The organism is Pontimicrobium aquaticum (assembly GCF_005047595.1).
In the GTDB taxonomy this organism is placed as follows: domain Bacteria; phylum Bacteroidota; class Bacteroidia; order Flavobacteriales; family Flavobacteriaceae; genus Pontimicrobium; species Pontimicrobium aquaticum.
Map to the genome: position 1 here is coordinate 122565 of NZ_SUPL01000004.1, position 17833 is coordinate 140397.

17 protein-coding genes are annotated in these 17833 nt (G+C 31.3%); 11 read left to right on the forward strand and 6 right to left on the reverse strand.

Going from position 1 to position 17833, the window contains the following annotated elements; genetic code table 11:
- Together E5167_RS08375 and E5167_RS08380 are read right to left on the reverse strand one after the other, a co-directional pair.
- A complete protein-coding gene (locus E5167_RS08375; protein ID WP_136843005.1) occupies nt 1-1182 on the reverse strand; it encodes an NAD-dependent epimerase/dehydratase family protein in 1182 nt (393 codons plus the stop codon).
- 8 nt (nt 1183-1190) lie between these two features.
- Nucleotides 1191-2078, reverse strand: coding sequence for a dienelactone hydrolase family protein (locus E5167_RS08380; protein ID WP_136843007.1), 888 nt, complete (start codon nt 2076-2078; stop codon nt 1191-1193).
- 82 nt (nt 2079-2160) lie between these two features.
- Here E5167_RS08380 and E5167_RS08385 point away from each other — a divergent pair, with 82 nt between their 5' ends.
- From E5167_RS08385 to E5167_RS08420, 8 genes are all read left to right on the forward strand, one after another.
- A complete protein-coding gene (locus E5167_RS08385) occupies nt 2161-2742 on the forward strand; it encodes a non-canonical purine NTP diphosphatase (protein ID WP_136843008.1) in 582 nt (193 codons plus the stop codon).
- Nucleotides 2743-2841: 99 nt separating this feature from the next.
- Complete coding sequence (locus tag E5167_RS08390) at nt 2842-4038, forward strand: alpha/beta fold hydrolase (protein ID WP_136843010.1); 1197 nt, start codon at nt 2842-2844, stop codon at nt 4036-4038.
- A 110-nt stretch (nt 4039-4148) separates the two neighbouring features.
- A complete protein-coding gene (locus E5167_RS08395) occupies nt 4149-4634 on the forward strand; it encodes a YybH family protein (RefSeq protein ID WP_136843011.1) in 486 nt (161 codons plus the stop codon).
- 176 nt (nt 4635-4810) lie between these two features.
- Nucleotides 4811-5287 (forward strand): YybH family protein, encoded by a 477-nt coding sequence (locus E5167_RS08400; protein ID WP_136843013.1) that lies wholly within the window; start codon nt 4811-4813, stop codon nt 5285-5287.
- A 1-nt stretch (nt 5288) separates the two neighbouring features.
- Nucleotides 5289-6197, forward strand: coding sequence for an alpha/beta hydrolase (locus tag E5167_RS08405; protein ID WP_136843014.1), 909 nt, complete (start codon nt 5289-5291; stop codon nt 6195-6197).
- A gap of 17 nt (nt 6198-6214) precedes the next feature.
- Nucleotides 6215-6547 (forward strand): antibiotic biosynthesis monooxygenase, encoded by a 333-nt coding sequence (locus E5167_RS08410; RefSeq protein WP_136843016.1) that lies wholly within the window; start codon nt 6215-6217, stop codon nt 6545-6547.
- A 194-nt stretch (nt 6548-6741) separates the two neighbouring features.
- Nucleotides 6742-8553 carry a DEAD/DEAH box helicase gene (locus tag E5167_RS08415; protein ID WP_136843017.1) on the forward strand — a complete coding sequence of 604 codons (1812 nt, stop codon included), beginning with the start codon at nt 6742-6744 and terminating at the stop codon, nt 8551-8553.
- Nucleotides 8554-8817: 264 nt separating this feature from the next.
- Complete coding sequence (locus tag E5167_RS08420; protein WP_136843019.1) at nt 8818-9594, forward strand: carboxypeptidase-like regulatory domain-containing protein; 777 nt, start codon at nt 8818-8820, stop codon at nt 9592-9594.
- Here the strand turns inward: E5167_RS08420 and E5167_RS08425 are convergent.
- Genes E5167_RS08425 through E5167_RS08435 form a run of 3 tightly spaced genes read right to left on the reverse strand, consistent with a single transcriptional unit; the run spans nt 9591 to nt 11235 of the window.
- Nucleotides 9591-9968, reverse strand: a complete 378-nt coding sequence (locus E5167_RS08425) for a VOC family protein (protein ID WP_136843021.1) — start codon at nt 9966-9968, stop codon at nt 9591-9593. The genes E5167_RS08420 and E5167_RS08425 overlap by 4 nt on opposite strands.
- A gap of 7 nt (nt 9969-9975) precedes the next feature.
- Nucleotides 9976-10506, reverse strand: a complete 531-nt coding sequence (locus tag E5167_RS08430) for an SRPBCC family protein (RefSeq protein WP_136843022.1) — start codon at nt 10504-10506, stop codon at nt 9976-9978.
- Nucleotides 10507-10557: 51 nt separating this feature from the next.
- Entirely contained in the window at nt 10558-11235 is a 678-nt protein-coding gene (locus E5167_RS08435) for a TrmH family RNA methyltransferase (RefSeq protein WP_136843023.1), read from the reverse strand.
- 223 nt (nt 11236-11458) lie between these two features.
- On the opposite strand from E5167_RS08435, the gene E5167_RS08440 reads away from it, so the two are divergent.
- The 3 genes from E5167_RS08440 to E5167_RS08450 all read left to right on the forward strand — a co-directional run bounded on the left by E5167_RS08440 (nt 11459) and on the right by E5167_RS08450 (nt 17195).
- Entirely contained in the window at nt 11459-13204 is a 1746-nt protein-coding gene (locus E5167_RS08440) for a recombinase family protein (RefSeq protein WP_136843025.1), read from the forward strand.
- Nucleotides 13205-13264: 60 nt separating this feature from the next.
- A complete protein-coding gene (locus tag E5167_RS08445) occupies nt 13265-16660 on the forward strand; it encodes a UvrD-helicase domain-containing protein (protein ID WP_136843028.1) in 3396 nt (1131 codons plus the stop codon).
- Nucleotides 16661-16745: 85 nt separating this feature from the next.
- Complete coding sequence (locus tag E5167_RS08450) at nt 16746-17195, forward strand: LexA family protein (protein WP_136843030.1); 450 nt, start codon at nt 16746-16748, stop codon at nt 17193-17195.
- Here E5167_RS08450 and E5167_RS08455 read toward each other — a convergent pair.
- The gene (locus E5167_RS08455) at nt 17182-17796 is read right to left on the reverse strand and encodes a hypothetical protein (protein ID WP_136843032.1); all 615 of its coding nucleotides are present in this window, start codon (nt 17794-17796) and stop codon (nt 17182-17184) included. The genes E5167_RS08450 and E5167_RS08455 overlap by 14 nt on opposite strands.
- Between the last annotated feature and the right edge of the window lie 37 nt (nt 17797-17833).

The window sequence follows — 17833 nt, forward strand, 5'->3', positions numbered from 1 at the left end:
TCAACTATGATGTTTTTTCCAAGCTGCAATAAGCTCTGCTTCTCGATTAAATACATTTTTGGAATCACCTTCAAATTTTTGACGCATGTCTTCTGGAACACTATTGGAGTGCCACCAATCATACGTTTCCTTAATAGACGCTTTTAAATCTCTATAAATTAATCCTGCTGCTATGGCTTTATCACTATTAGCTCTAGCTGACCCATAGTTATTCCCTTCTGGCATTATCCAAGGCACTAAATATGGTGCCTCATTAGCTTTTAAAAACTCGTAATCGTCAATCTTTACAAACGTATGCTCTACAGTAAATGCCTTACTTGCTTCTGTAACAAAATTGTACATGTCCTGGGTGTTCTTAGGTCCAACGGCATTAAAAGCGCCAGAACGTTTTTCTTCAATCAATCTAATCATAAATTCAGCTACATCACGTACGTCAATATACTGTACAGGATCATTTGGTTTTCCAGGAACCAACACCTCTCCTCCTTTTGATAATCGCAAAGGCCAATGTATAAACCTGTTGGTTTTATCGGCAGGTCCAAACATATAGGTTGGTCGCACCACAATGGTTCTATCTTTTCCATAGGCATTAATAGCAGCTAATTCAGAGTTTGCTTTCATGACGCCATACCAATATTCTAACTTCATATCTTCATCTTCAATAGTTTCTGGTTCTTCTAAAAGTACTTCGGTGTCTTCTTTAATATTATCGCCTAAATAAGGATAATACACACCTGTTGATGAGGTAAAAACATACATATTAGTTCTATCTTTTAGTAATTCGGCTGAATTTTTAGTCCACTCTACATCACGACCAGAATTATCAATTACTACATCCCAAGTACCTTCTTCTAAAGCCGATAAATCGTTATTTCTATCGCCAATTAATTGCGTTACATTTTTAAACAAATCTTGATGAACTGTTGGCAATGTTTTTCCTCGAGTAAAAGTTGTTACAGAATGACCACGCTCTAAGGCATATGCTATTTGGTGTGGCCCTAAAAAACTTGTGCCTCCTAAAATTAGGATGCTTAACTTTTTTGAAGATGCATCTTTTACTTCTTTCTTTTTTTCTTCGTTAAAATTACACCCTAATAAACCTGAACCTATTAATGGAATTGCTATTCCGAGTTTTGCACCTTTTTTAATAAACTGTCTTCTTGTGGTTTGTTTTTTTGTCATGTTAAATATTATTTGAGATGTTTTTTGAAAAATTCAATGGTTCTTGACCAAGCTAATTTTGCCGCAGCTTTGTCATATCGTGGCGTCGTATTATTATGGAATCCATGATTAACATCAGAGTAAAAATGAGCAGTATGCTTAATATTATTAACTTTTAAAGCTTTTTCATATTCTGGCCATCCAGCATTTACACGTTTATCCAATCCTGCAAACTGCAGCAATAATGGTGCTTTAATATTTGCAGCTTCCTCAACTGATGGTTGCCCTCCATAAAAAGGTACTGCTGCTTTTAAATCTGGCAATCGAACAGCCATCATGTTTGATATCCATCCACCAAAACAAAAGCCAACAACCCCAACATTGCCATCACAATTCTTATGACTTCTTAAATACTCAAAGGCTGCGATAAAATCTTCCAGCATTTCATTTCTATCACGTTTTCGTTGTAATGTTCGCCCTTCGTCATCATTTCCTGGATAACCTCCAAGTGGTGTTAACGCGTCTGGTGCAATAGAAATAAATCCTTCTAAAGCAGCTCTTCTACCTACATCTTCAATGTAAGGGTTTAAACCTCTATTTTCGTGTACAACTACAATTCCAGGTAATTTCTTTTGAGCTTTAGCAGGTTTAGACAATAAGCCTTTTATACTACCTCCTCCTTTTGGAGAGTCGTAATTTACATATTTTGAGTCTAGTCTTGGATCGTCTTGTTTTACTATAAGTGTATCAATATAATTGGGCATTACAAAGCTTAAAAGAGACGATACTGTAATGCCGCCTATAGCATATAAAGAAAGCTTCTCTATAAATTGTCGTCTATCAAGTTTGTTATGGGCATAGTCATCATAAAGATCAAACACTTCTTGCTTGATATCTTCTTTTTTAAGTGAACTCATGAAAGAAAAATTTTGTTTGCTTCAAGATACTAAAATTTTAGTTTCGTATAAATAATTAGTTTTGTGCCTTAATCAGTAATATATGAAACTCGTTTTTGCAACAAACAACCTCAATAAGCTTAAAGAAGTACAAGCTTTGTTACCTTCTACCATCACATTACTTAGTTTAAAAGACATTGGTTGTTTAGAAGACATTCCAGAAACCCAGGCAACTATAGAAGGCAATGCCATACAAAAGGCAGAATATATTAAGAACCATTATGGTTATGATTGCTTTGCAGATGATACAGGATTAGAAGTAGAGGCACTTAATAACGAACCAGGTGTTTTTTCAGCTCGTTATGCTGGCGAACAACGTGATGCCAATGATAATATGGATAAATTGCTAAGCGAACTACAAACCAAAAACGACCGAACTGCCCAATTTAAAACCGTTATTGCTTTGCATTTAAATGACGAATTACAAACCTTTACAGGCATTTGCAAAGGTAAAATTACCAAAGAAAGACATGGAGAAAAGGGTTTTGGCTATGACCCTATTTTCCAACCGAAAGGCTATACAAAAACCTTTGCTGAAATGGATTTAGAATTGAAAAACAACATAGGACATAGAGGGAAAGCTGTAAACAAATTAATTGCTTTTTTATTATTAGTTAACAGCTAATTCCTTACTTATTTGTCAAAAGACTAGTAGAGTGAATTAATTTTAAAATATAAAAGATTAACTTACATCAAACTAAATACTTATGCATTTATAAGTTTTATGAAACCTCAAACTAGATATACTAAAAGTGGTGATTTTAATATAGCGTATCAAGTTATAGGCAAAGGATCTGTAGATATTATTTATATTCCAGGTTGGGTTTCAAACATTGACATGATGTGGGCTGAACCTAGATTAGCAGCTTTCTTAACAAGGCTTTCCCTGTTTTCGAGACTCATTATTTTTGATAAAAGAGGCACAGGGCTTTCCGATCGTTCTGATGAATATTCTACCATGGAAGAACGAATGAATGATATTAACGCTGTTATGGATGCCACAAATTCTGAAAAAGTCTTTTTATTTAGCCACTCAGAAGGAGGTTCTGTAAGTTTACTATTCTCTTTAAATTACCCTGAAAGAACGTTAGGTGTAATGGGTTTCGGAATTTTTGCTAAACGAAGATATTCTGAAGATTATCCTTGGGCTCCTACCGATGAAGAACGCGAGATTTCAAATAAACTAATTGAAGATAATTGGGCACATGGCGATTTAGACGAACTTAAATCTCTTGTTCCTTCTCTAGCCCATGATAACAGATTTATGGATTGGTTGGCTAGCTATTTGCGTTCTGGCGCTAGTCCTAAAGCTGCATTAATTTTACATAAGCAGTGTACTCACATTGATGTGACTGATATTTTGGAACAAATTAAAGTCCCTACATTATTACTTTTTAGAGAAGGTGATATTGAAATATTAGTAGAAGAAGGCAGATATATTGCTGAACGTATCCCTAATTCAAAATTGGTTGAATTTAAAGGAAGAGATCATCTTTTTTGGACAGGTGACACCTACCCTATTTTAGCTGAAATGGAAGAGTTTGTTACAGGCATTCGCCCAAATAGATTAGAGTTTCAGAAATCAAATTCTAAAACTAAAAAAAATGAAATTGATATTGAAAAAGTAATGTCCGAAAAATTCTTATACAATTTAAAAGTTGAAGAATTTGCTAAATTATGCGGCAAAAGCTTATCTGCTTTTAAACGAGATTTTAAACGTATCTACAAAACATCACCATCTAGATGGATAAAATCTAAACGCCTTGAGTATGCAAAAAAACTACTTATTGAAACAAACTTAAATATCAATCAAATTTGTTACGATTGCGGTTTTATTAACTCTTCTCATTTTATAAAATCTTTTAAAGAAAAATATAATCTACCTCCTCATCAATACAGATTTGATAAAACTAAAACTTAACCTTTAATTTATAAATTGGACGTTTTAGAATATTTTTTGAGCTTTTTTGAAAGTCTTATATCTTCATTTTAAGTGAATTTTACATCACTCAATTAAACAAATATTACATTATGAAAACAAGACTGACATTTACATTAATTTTAGCTTTAGGATTATCTCTTTGGAGTTGTCAAGCACAAGTTGATCTTATTAACGACGAATTCCCTGAAGCAAAACAAGAAGTAATGGAAACCTTTGGAGCTATTGCACAAAGTATTAAAGATGGCGATATGGATAAGTTAATTTCATTTCATGCTTATGGACCAAAATTTACCGAATTTAAAAACGGGGAACCAAGAAATGGATATAAAGCCAACGAAACTCACGAACGCAATGTATTTGGTTCTGTAACAGAAGTTGTAAAATTCGATGCTAAAGATTTACAAATAGCTGTATATGGCGATGTCGCAAATTTAACTTTTCACTCCGATTTTCATTTAAAATTTGGAGAAGACTTAGTTATTGTAAATGACCAAATTACTTTACTTTTTGTTAAAACCAAAGATGGTTGGAAAATGGTTCACGAGCATCATTCTCCTTTAAAGAAATCAGAATAATTTAAGCTAATTGACATTTTAATAAAGGCTAGGAATATCAATTTAAGTTTCTAGTCTTTTCTCTATAACTTAATAAATTCAACTAATGAAAAACATGTTTCCTCATCTTATAGTTGTTTTGTGCTTAACAAAAAGATGCACTAATTCGAGAATACAATTATTATAATAATACCACTATGAAAAAATTGATCTATTTAATTTTAATCATATTTTTTGCTTGTAACAACAAAAAGAATAATACTGCTTTAGCCACAACAAATTCAGATAAAGATGCAGTAAGAAAAGCAATTATAAATAATTATGATTTTATCAATAACAACAATCTTTCAGATAGTCTCACATTTAATCGTTTCAAGACTTTTTATTCTGATTCTTTTGTTTTAGGACCAAGTGAAGGAAACCCTTTGTCTAACAAAGAAACAATTTTAGAAGAATGGCGAGAATTATTTAAGGAAAATAAAGCAACTTTCGACCTTAAAATTAATAGAGTTGAAGTTTCTGGCAATCTGGCCTACGTTCTCTATCATTACAATGAAAAATTAACCAATATTGAAACTGGAGATCTTTATTTTGAAGTAATACAATCTGCAATTGCTATTTTAAAAAAAGATTCTTTCGGTAATTGGAAGTTTGAAGTTTTAAGATGGAATTAAGATGTATAAAAATATAGAATTCATATCACAAGGTGCCACGCTTAAAGGCCGATTGTACTTACCAAAATACGTTTCAAATAATAGATTCCCTGTTATAGTGATGGCTCATGGATTTACAACAACCATTAATGGAATGACTGCCGATAAATATGCCGAAAGATTTAGAGATGCTGGATATTCAGTAGCATTATACGACCATAGAAACCTTGGCATTAGCGATGGTGAGCCTCGACAGGAAATAAATTTTTGGGTACAAGCCAGAGGTTACATTGATGCCATTGATTTCGTTTCATCTCAACCCGAAATCGACACTAATAAAATTGCTGTTTGGGGAGCAAGTATGAGTGCACGAGAAGCATTTTTGGTAGGCACTATTGATGAAAGAGTTGATGCTATTATTACAATGGTTCCTGCTTTTGGCGAGGAATATCCAACTGATGATAAAAAAGGTAATGCATATGCCTTCGCTAAAGAAACAGTATTAAATGATAATATAATGAGCCTACCACATACCGTATCCAAGCAAATCCCTATTGTATCTTATGACCAAATAAGCACACCATCAAAACCAAAAGAGTTAACTGCATATAAATGGTTTATAGAATATGGTGGTCGTTTTGGAACAAATTGGAGAAATGTAGTCATCATATCAAATTTAAAAACACCTGAGCATTTTCATGTAGGGCAATGCGCTTCTTATTTAAAAGCACCAATACTCATGGTTGTTGCAAAAAATGACGAAATGGAAGGTGCTAATACTAAAGTAACTAGTAGAGTGTTTAAAATGATAAAACAACCTAAAGAATGGGTTGATATAAGTGGAGGGCATTTTGGATTATTATATTATCCTAGTAACTTATTCGAAAAATCAAGTAAAGCACAAATAAACTTTTTGGAGCGATATTTCTAATTGCAATAAAATACAAAATGAATAACACATCAAAAATTATAAGAACCTGGAAAGGTTGGACAACTAAAAAAAATGCACCTATCTATGAAAACATGTTGGTAAATGAAGTGTTTCCAGAGGTTAAAAGAAAAGGGGTCGATGGTCTAGAAAAAGTTAGTATTTCAACAAAACATCAAAAAAATGAAGTAGAATTCTTTCTAGTTCTTCAATTCGAATGCCTAGATTCGGTAAAAAAATTTGCTGGTGAAAGTTATGAAACAGCCTATATACCTGAAAACGCAAAACGTGTATTATTGAGATATGAAACAACGGCACAGCATTATACATTAAGAGAAGAACTAATACTTTAGGCTTCAATAAGTTTACTTAATAAATGATAAGAATGTTAAATAAATAACTATCTTTGCACGCTGAAACTCAGAACAAATAGAGTTTCTAATTCCTCAGCGTGAGGAGTGTGTTACCAGAAGTTTAGGTTTTAAGTATGTCGATTCGCTTCTTATGTAACACTTACATAACATAATCGGAATACTTAATACAACAAATGAACACATTTCAACAACTTGGACTTGAGGAAAACATCCTACAAGCCATTAATGACCTTGGGTTTGAAACACCAAGTGAAGTACAAGACAAAGCCATTCCAATTTTATTAGAAAAAGAAAGCGACCTTGTTGCTTTAGCACAAACTGGTACAGGAAAAACAGCTGCATTTGGTTTTCCAATGCTTCAAAAAATTGATGTAAACAGTCGTACCACCCAAGGCCTAATCCTATCGCCTACACGTGAGCTTTGTTTACAAATTACAAACGAATTAAAACTCTACGGTAAATACTATAACGGTTTAAATGTCACGGCTATTTACGGTGGTGCTAGTATTACAGACCAAGCTAAACAGGTAAAACGTGGCGCACAAATTATAGTGGCTACTCCTGGACGAATGAAAGACATGATTAGCAGAGGGTTAGTTGATATTTCAAAAATTGAATATGCTGTTTTAGATGAAGCCGATGAAATGCTAAACATGGGATTTTATGAAGACATCACTTCTATTTTATCGCATACACCACAAGACAAAAGTACATGGTTATTTTCGGCAACAATGCCAAAAGAAGTAGCGACTATTGCAAAAAAATTCATGCATAATCCTATAGAAATTACTGTAGGAAACAGAAATGAAAGCACCAATCAAGTATCACATGAGTATTATTTAGTAAACGCAAGAGATAGATATGCTGCCTTAAAACGCTTAGCTGATGCTAATCCAGATATTTTTTCAGTAATTTTTTGTCGTACAAAACGTGACACTCAAAAAGTAGCCGAAAAACTGATTGACGATGGTTATAGTGCTGGAGCTTTACATGGGGATTTAAGTCAAAATCAACGTGATTTGGTAATGAAATCCTTTAGAAACAAACAAATACAAATGTTAGTCGCTACAGATGTTGCTGCTCGTGGTATTGATGTTGATGACATTACACACGTAATTAATTATCAACTTCCTGATGAAACCGAAACTTACACACATCGCTCTGGCAGAACAGGTCGTGCTGGTAAAACAGGAGTGTCTATGGTAATTGTGTCTAAAAGTGAATTACGCAAAATAAAAAGTATAGAGCGTATTATTAAAAAGCAGTTTGATAAAAAAGAAATTCCTAGTGGTATGGAAATTTGTCAAGTGCAATTAATGTCGCTTGCCAATAAAGTACACGACACCGAAATAAACCATGATATTGATCCTTATTTAGACGACATCAATACGCTTTTTGAAGACGCAACCAAAGACGAGCTTATTAAAAAATTCTTTTCTGTAGAATTTACACGTTTCCATAATTATTACCAAAAGGCACAAGATTTAAATGCCGAAGCACAAAATAGCAGTGCTAGAGATACAAGTGACGAAAAATCGACGCGCTATTTTATCAACGTAGGTAAAAAAGATGGTTACGATTGGATGAGTCTAAAAGACTTTTTAAAAGAATTATTAGAACTTGGAAAGGATGACGTATTTAAGGTTGACGTAAAAGATAGCTTTTCGTTTTTTAATACCGAAACCAAAGAACAGGAAAAAGTATTATCCTTTTTTACCGATTTTAAGCATAATGGTCGCTTTGTAAATGTAGAAGTTAGCGAAGACAAAGGAAGAAGTCGAAATAGAGGTCGTGGTAGTAAACGTCGTAGTGATAGACGTAGTGGTGGTAATCGTAACGATAGACGTTCAGATTCTAGAGGAATTGGTAACAGAAGCGATAGACGAAAAAAAGATAGTAGTTCGAGCTCTAAAAGGCGTTCGGATTCTGGTAATAAATCAGGTGATTTTGCTGCTTCAAGACCAAGACGGAGCCGAAGAAAATAAACTCTCTAGTTGCAAGCATACAAGGTGTTTTTAGGAACTAGTTTTTGATTTTGAGGTAAGCTTCAGAGCATTAAATCTCGATTGTCGAGTAATCTTTCTTGTTAATTTTAAGTCAAAATCATAAGCAAATCTAATAATCTACGTTTTGTTTAGTACTTTTATACTTTAAAGTAATTGTATGAAATGAGCTTGACAAATCATAAATTAATAAAAGGATTTAATTGCGAATTACATCTGGCCTTAAAAAAGAATAAAAAATAGCAAATGAAAAAGCTTTTTCTAATTTGTAGTCTAATAGTAACTTCGGCATTTGTATATGCTCAAGACACCTCTGTAAAAGGTAAAGTAATACGTGCTGAAAATGGAGAACCACTCGAAAGTGTTAACATTGTTAACCTTAATCAAGTTTTAGGTACTTCTACCGATAGCAATGGTGATTTTGAAATTAAAGCTAATGTTAATGACACCTTACACCTATCATATTTAGGTTATAAATCGATAAAAGTACGTGTTACTAACGACTGGATTGTATTTGGTGCTTCTACGTCTATTGAAATGACTGAGCTTGCTTTAGCTCTGGAAAAAGTAGTTATAAATCAACTGAGATTAACTGGCTATTTAGAAGTCGATATACAACAAGTACCTCTACGTCAAGATACACGATACAGTATTTCTGGTTTACCAACTACTGGATATGAAGGACAAACTAATTCACCTAGTATGGTAAGTAAAGTACTAGGTGCAATTTTTAATCCTGCAGATTTCTTACATAAAATGTTTGGAAAGAAACCTCGGGAAATGCGTAAGTTACGCCAAATGAAAGCTGATGATGAAATACGCAATATTTTAGCATCACGTTTTGATCGCGAAATGCTTACTGCACTCTTAAATGTCGATAAAGTGGATCTCGATTTATTAATTAGGGAATGTAACTACTCAAAAGACTTTATACGAACCGCTAACGATCTTCAAATATTAGATGCTATTAGCGAATGTTACGAAGAGTATAAAGTACTAAGTAAAAGTCGATCTAGGCTCTAGTTTTGAGAGTGTAACGCTACTCTATTTCCTTCTGTATCAATAAAAACTCCCATGTAACCATACTCCTCAGATATTTGCGTTTTAGACTGATAAATTGTTCCGCCTGCTGCTTCAATTCTATCTAATTCGTTTTGTACATCATCACTCATAAAATATACCATTGTGCCTTCTTGACTTGGAATGTACGATTCTTGCTTAATAAGTGAACCAGAAGCTCCATGAGCATTCATATCGCTAGTTGGAAACCATCCCATTAAAATACCTCCAAAGTCCATTACCTTAATCTCTATTTGAAAAACCGCTTCGTAAAATGCTTTTGCACGATCCATATCATTTACAGGTATTTCAAACCAGCCTATCATATTTTTTGTCATAATTCTGTTATTTGTGTTCTAGTATTTTTTTTAAACTCTCTAGCCCTTCTTCAAAATCTTTACCTACTGCTTTTTCAAAATTGAAAAATAGCATGAATATATTAAACGGAAACGGATTTCTTCCTGAAAACCCCCAAGTGACCATGGTTTGATTATCATCTACTTTATCAACAAATAAATGTCCTATAGACTGTGATTTCCAAGGTTTAAAAAAGCGTAATTCCGTATCAATTGATTCGTTTTCAATAATAGATATAATTTCTTGTTCGCCTTCACCAACATCTTTATTACCTTTCCATTTTGAAACAAATCCTATTTCGCCATCTGTTCCTTCAAAACTCTGTGTAATGGTTGGATCTTTCTTTTTCCAAGGTGACCAATTATCTTGATTTTTAATCGACTTTAAGTACTGAAATGTATCAGGAAGTGTTCTTTCAATAATTATACTTCTTCTCACCTCATAATTGTTGGGTGCTATTAACCCAAGTACTACAATGAGTATGACTATTGCAGCAAGTATGTATAAAAACGTTGTCATGGTTGGTTAGTTGAATTAATGTAAATATTTGACTGACTTAAATTTACAATATTAAGTTTGATTTTTATAACGTTCTAAAATTTGATTGATACTCTTTATAGTTTTAGTACACCAATCAAAACGTTTTTCAAGCATTTCACTATCAGAAAGTTGCCATTGTACATCACTTTGCCTAAGTTTATTTGTTACATGCTGTAAAGTAATGGCTGCAGACACCGAAATATTTAAGCTTTCGGTAAAACCAACCATTGGAATTTTTAAAAACACATCAGCTTGACTCATAACATCGTCTGAGAGTCCTTCGGTTTCTCTACCAAAAAAGAAACATGACTTTTTGCTAATATCAAAATCTTGCAATAAACCATCATTAGTATGAGGTGTTGTGGCTACTATTTGATAGCCTTGAGTTTTTAATGATTTAATACAGTTTTTAGCTGAATTATAACGTTTTAAATCCACCCACTTTTGCGCTCCCATTGCAATTTCTCTATCAATATGTTTTACGTTTTGCTCTTCAATAACATGTAATTCTTGAATGCCAAACACATCGCAACTGCGCATGACAGCACTTGTATTGTGAAGCTGATACACATCTTCCATAGCCACAGTAAAATGCTTGGTGCGCTGCGATAATACTTGTTTAAATCGTGCTTTACGATTATCTGTTAAATAGGATTCTAAATACGTGACTAGTGTTTCGTCAATGTGACTAGTTTTTTCATCAATCATAAATCAAAAATAAGAAATGTCATTACGAGGAACAAAGTGACGTGGTAATCTTTATAATTTATAAGCGGATTGCCACATGACACTAAAAGTGTGATGAGCAATGACGTAATAATTTATATTTTTGATATATGAAACACATTGTTGTACTTACAGGTGCAGTAAACTTATTTGTGTAAAACAAAAATTTTAATTCTTATCTTTAACCATATTTAAGTTTAGAATTATGGAGCAATTAGCGATATACTGTCGTAAATCTCAGGATAATAAAGATAGGGATTCCACCTCAATTAATGAGCAAGAGAATCAAGGTAAATTAAAGGCTGTTGAACTTGATTTAGAACCAGTATTATTTATTGAAGATACCAGTTCAGGAAAGCTTGATTTAAAAGATAGACCTATTATGATGGATATGCTTCAAAAAATAAGTGTAAAAGATTCAAAAATCAAAGCTGTCTTTGCTTATGATACGAGTAGATTATATAGAAATGATGAAACTAAGCACAAGTTTTTAGCTATTATCAAAAGAAAAGATGTTGAATTATATTTTAAATCAGGTAGGTTTGATTGGAATGACCCTCATCATAAATTATTACATAATATTTTATCTGCAACTGATGAATTTTTTGTTGACTTAACTTCTGTTAAAATTAAAGATACATTAAGGTCAAAAGCAAGAGATGGAAAGGTTAACGGTGCTGTTTTACCCTATGGATATACTAAAGATGAAAATAGTTATCTAAAGCCTGACGAAAGTGAATCTAAAATTGTTAAAAAGATATTTGATGACTTCATACAAGGCAAAACATCTTCAGAGATAAGAAATTGGTTAATAGACAATAATGTGCAAACAAGATACAATAAAATAGGCGGTACTAATAAAGTAATTCATAAAGGTAGAAACGAAACAAGAGTTTATAAAAAATCTGATTCAACTTGGACAACTGGCACAATCTTACAAATAATTAGAAATCCAATTTACAAAGGGAAAAGACGTTGGGGGGATGAGTTTTTCGATGCTCCTATAATAGTTGACCCAGTAAAATGGGAAAAAGCAAATAATAGTTATATAAACAGAAATAAAGGCTCGCTAAGGGGTAAAAACACAGACCATAAATATTTACTTACTCCATTACTTCAATGTGGTTGTGGACTATCGCTTAATGGACGTTCAAATAAACTTGAAAACTATTACGGTTGTGCAGGAAAAAGGTATAAAGAAAAGAAATGTACTTCTAAGTACATTCCTGTTAAAGTACTTGATTCAATTATCATACAATTAATTTATGGAAACCTTTTTGATACAATCAAAGTATCTTTTTCCAGTAATAATTCTGAAAAGACAAAGGAATTGAAAGCAAGAATACAAAGTCTCGAAGCTGAATTAGAAAAAATTAATAAAAGCAAGTTAAGAATAGAAAATTATTCAGCAGACGGAACATATACTAAAAAGCAATATTTAAGACAATTAAAAAGATTAGATGATAAGACTAACGAGATTATTATTAGTAAATCAAATATTGAAGAAAATTTAATATTAATAAAAGGAGACAATAATATTTTAAAGGAAATAGAAAATTTAACAAGTATAGCACATTCATACATAAAGGAATACCCATTTGAAGATACTCATCCTGGTTTTATGAAAAATTATGTTGATAGCGTATTTAAAGGATATTTGGCTTTAAACTTGCCTTTTTTGGAAAAACAAAAAGTTATTAGGAGGTTTATAAAGAATATATTGGTTAAATGGATTCCTGAAAACAATCTGTTTGAAATTACAGTTAGTTATAAGTTGCCTATAGATGATGAAGTTTACTATATGGATAATTTAACACTAATGCTATTAGATGCGAACATTGGGCAAACTATATGGGTAAATACTGAAAGAGCTAAGAAACAAAGGAAAATTACTGTAGATTCTAAGTATGATTTTTTAAGAGATTACATTACTAATAAGAAAAATGAATAACTTCAAAGTCTTAATTAAACCAGAATTTTTAACAGGAGAAAAAAATCTCTATTTTAATATATGATAGCTTATTTTGTTATAGGAGGTATTGCTTTAACAGCTATTTCGGTTTCAGCATATTCAAATGCTAAAAAGAAAAAGAGGCTTGAAGAAGAAGCACGTCAGCGTAGAATGGAATACTTGTTAAAATGCGAAAAACTAAAAAAAAGCCTTCAAAAAAAATTAACCGAAATCAAACAATTCAATCTTGATTTTGATACATTCCGAAATAAAAGAAAGTACCTATCAAATTACGATGCGTTTAATTTTAAATCCAATTACACAGCTTTATTTAATAAGTTAAAGATTACTGATTATAAGGACTTACCAGACTTTCAAGAAGAAATAAGACTTATTGATACATTCATTTCTGAATACTCAAATTTTGATGATTTATTAAAGGTTAGAAATAACATTTTTGTTACCAATGAACTTGTAAAGGTTGATGATTTATTAAGTGATGTTGAAGGTAAATCATTAGATACACAACAAAGAAATGCAGTAATAGTAAACGAAGATAATAATTTGATTATCGCAGGTGCAGGTTCTGGTAAAACCTTAACAATAGCAGGTAAGGTTCAATATTTAACCAAAAGATTAAGAGTAAATCCTAAAGAAATATTGCTTATTTCTTTTACTCGAAAATCTGCTGATGAAATGGCTGAAAGAATCCAAAAGAAAATGGATATTTCACTACCAGTAAAAACATTTCATAAATTAGGTTTAGATATTATTGCTGAATCAACTAATGAGAAACCATCAATTTTTGGGTTATCTCAAAAGGAAATTTTACAACTAATATCTTCTTTTATTTCTGATGCTAAATCAAATGACTCATATTTCAATAACTTAATAGACTTTTTGGCATATTACTTAAAACCATATAAAGACATTCACGATTTTAAATCTGATGCTGAACACCAAAACTATCTTAAAGAACAAAAGCTTGAAGGGTATAAGATTGTAGAAAAACAAACTAAGGATGGGGTAGATATAAAGTATCGTGAAAGGTTTAAAAGTCAAGAAGAAGTATTAATAGCAAACTTTTTATTCAGAAACAATATTGAATATAAGTACGAAGAAAGTTATCAATATAAAACAGCAAGTAAAAAGTTTGGTCAATACAAACCTGATTTTTATCTGCCTGAATACAACATTTACATAGAACATTTTGGTATTGATGAGAACAACAATGTTCCTAATTGGTTTAAGGGCAAAGATGGTATGTCTGCAAAACAAGTTTATAATGATGGAATTGCTTGGAAAAGAAATGAACATCAATTTAATGGGACTGCACTTGTTGAAACTTATTCTTGGGAACAAAGTAAAGGTATTCTATTGTCAAGTCTAAAGAATAAATTGGAAGAAAAAGGTGTAGATTTTAACCCAATGTCAGATGATGAACTCTGGAATTACATTCAAGGAAACACTCCTGAAGATATTGATACATTTACACAATTACTCAATACCTTTTTAGTATTGTTTAAATCTAATAATGAATCTATTAATAATCTTTCATTTAGAGCTAAACAAGAGGATAATCAAAGAGCAACATTGTTTTTAAAGTTATTTGAACCTATACTAAAGAATTACGAAAACTACTTAAAAGAACATAATGAAATTGATTTTAGTGATATGATTAATATGGCTACAACTCTAATTTCAAACACTAAATTTTCATCCCCTTACAAATACATTATCATTGATGAATTTCAAGATATATCTCAATCGAGATACCATTTAGTTAAAGCTTTATTAGACCAAAAAACTAATGCAAAATTATTCTGTGTTGGTGATGATTGGCAGTCTATTTATAGATTTGCAGGTAGCGATATTGGAGTTTTTACTGGCTTTGCTGAATATTTTGAAACCTCTACTATTTCAGGATTTAAAAGAAAAACAAATAAGTCTTATATAGAACATACATATAGGTTTGATAATAAACTTATTGAACTTTCAAGCAACTTTATTTTAAAGAACCCAAATCAAATTGAAAAATCTCTAAAAAGTAATAAGCAATCAAAATTAAATCCATTATCAATACATAAATACAATGATGCAGAGAGAAATGGAAATGAAGTATATAAGGCTTTAAATGAAGCACTTGATGAAATTAATAAAAAAGAAAAAGATAATAACGTTTCAATATTACTTTTAGGACGTTATGATTTTGAAAAGCGAATTATTGATAATTCTAAGCTTATTTCAAAACAGTACAACAAGCAATTTAATAGATATGATTATATATATAAAGAGAATCATAATCATCAAATAAACTTTCTAACTGTTCATACTTCAAAAGGATTAGAAGCTGATTATATCATTATCTTAAACGGAAATTCGGGTACTTATGGTTTCCCCTCTGAAATATCTGATGACCCTCTATTAAACTTCCTGCTATCAAAAGCTGACCAATTTCCAAATGGTGAAGAACGACGTTTATTTTATGTTGCAATGACAAGAGCAAAAAAGCACGTTCACATATTATCCAGTTATGAATATCCTTCAAAATTTGTAACTGAAATTGAAGCAAACGAACCAATCACTACTTTAAAATGTGGATGGTGCGACAATGGCAAGTTGATTGAAAGAAAAGGTCCTTATGGATATTTTTATGCGTGTAACAACCATCACTATTGTAACTACACCAAAAAGATCAATGCTGAAGATTTATCAAAAGTTGCCGATGAATTAACCGATAAAAAAGATTTTGAAAGTGCAATTAAATACTATTCTAAATCATTAGAGATTGAAAATGATAATGCTAAAGTCCAATATAATTTAGCGAGGGCGTATGAACAGAACAACCAATTAAGTGAAGCAATAAAATATTACAGTAAATCACTTGAATCAGATGGTTCTAATATTTATGCTTTTTATTGGCGTGGTAGTGCCTATTATGATATAAATTACTATGAGAAAGCATTTAATGATTGGTTAAAATTTGATGAATTTAAACCTGGTAGCAATAATGTTTACTTTTGGATGGCAAAAGCAAAATATCAACAAGAACAATATGATGCAGCGATAAAGTATTTGAACAAAAATCTTGAATTAAATAAAGATGACAATGACAGTATAGAATTAAAAAAGAAATGTTTAGATAAATTTAAAGAGGCTCTTCAAAAAAAAGAGACACATCTCAATTCTAATGGTTTAGGAGATATTAAAAACTTAATACAATTAGGTATTGCTTATAATCTCAATTTAAAATTTAATTACCATAAATCAATTCAGTTTGATGGTGGTATTCAGAGTTTGAGAACAATTAGACCGTCAGAATTTAAAACAGTTGGTAACTCTTTATGTGTTGAAGGTTATTGTTATATGAGAGAAGAAAATAGGACATTCAATATAGAAAGAATGTCCAAATTGGTTTTAAACCCAAATAGAATTGAATATTGGTCAAAAGAGTAATTTATTTTATTATTGTTTAATTAATTTTGTAAACATTATTACATCATTGAAGTAATTTTTAAACATCAAGTATTTATAAAATAAAATGCAAGTTAGAAAACTATACGATACAATAACCTTAGAATTTTTCGAAGCAGATGTAACTTCTGAACTTGCACTTCCTTTTGTTGTAAATGGTATAAGCGCAGGGTTTCCGTCCCCTGCTGATGACTTTCTTGATATTAACATTGACCTTAATAAACACCTAATAAAAAACCCAAGTACAACATTCTATGGTAGAGTTAGAGGTGATTCAATGATAAATGCAGGTTTAAGCGATGGCGATTTATTGATAATTGATAAAAGCCTTGAACCTCGAGATGGAAAAATAGCTGTATGTTTTATAGATGGAGAATATACAGTTAAGCGAATAAGTATTGAAAAAGACTGCGTTTGGCTTATAGCTGAAAACCAAAATTACAAACCTATTAAGGTTACTAAAGATAATGACTTCATTATTTGGGGCATTGTTACTAATGTCATTAAGAATCTTTAATTTTTTCCCAATTAATAATTTCTTTGATTCGTTCAACGAACTTTTGAAATGTAGGTTTATGTAATTTTCTAAAATCTGTAGTTAATTCATAGAGTTTATGAAGGTCTGCTACATATCCCGAATCCGTTTTATTAATACAATCTTCATAGTTAATCCGAAAAACTGAATTAAACTCAGATTCTCTTTTAGTTAATTCGTCAAAATATTCTTCATTTAGATAAGGATAAAGTATAATTCTTTCTCTATTAATACGAAACTGCATTAATGCACCTACTAAACATTTAGCATCAATATATCCTTTAGATTGGTCGTTATGGAAATCAAAGCAACTTTTAAAAGGTAGTTTTGTGTAGAGGGTTTGAAAATAACAACCATAAACTAATTCAGCTATTTTTTCGGGTAGATTTGTTAGTTCTTTATCTCTATTATCACCATCACTAACCAACGGTATTGTTTTACCTTGATATTGCAAACCATTTGGGAGTTGATATTCTATAAAATCTATCGATTCAACTTTACCTATACCGTATAGTTCATAATTTAGTTCGTGTGCAATGTAATGTCCTAATTCGTGAAAAAAAACTATTTCTAAATCATTCATTATCAAAATTTAATATCAATTGTTGTTTAATTTTTAT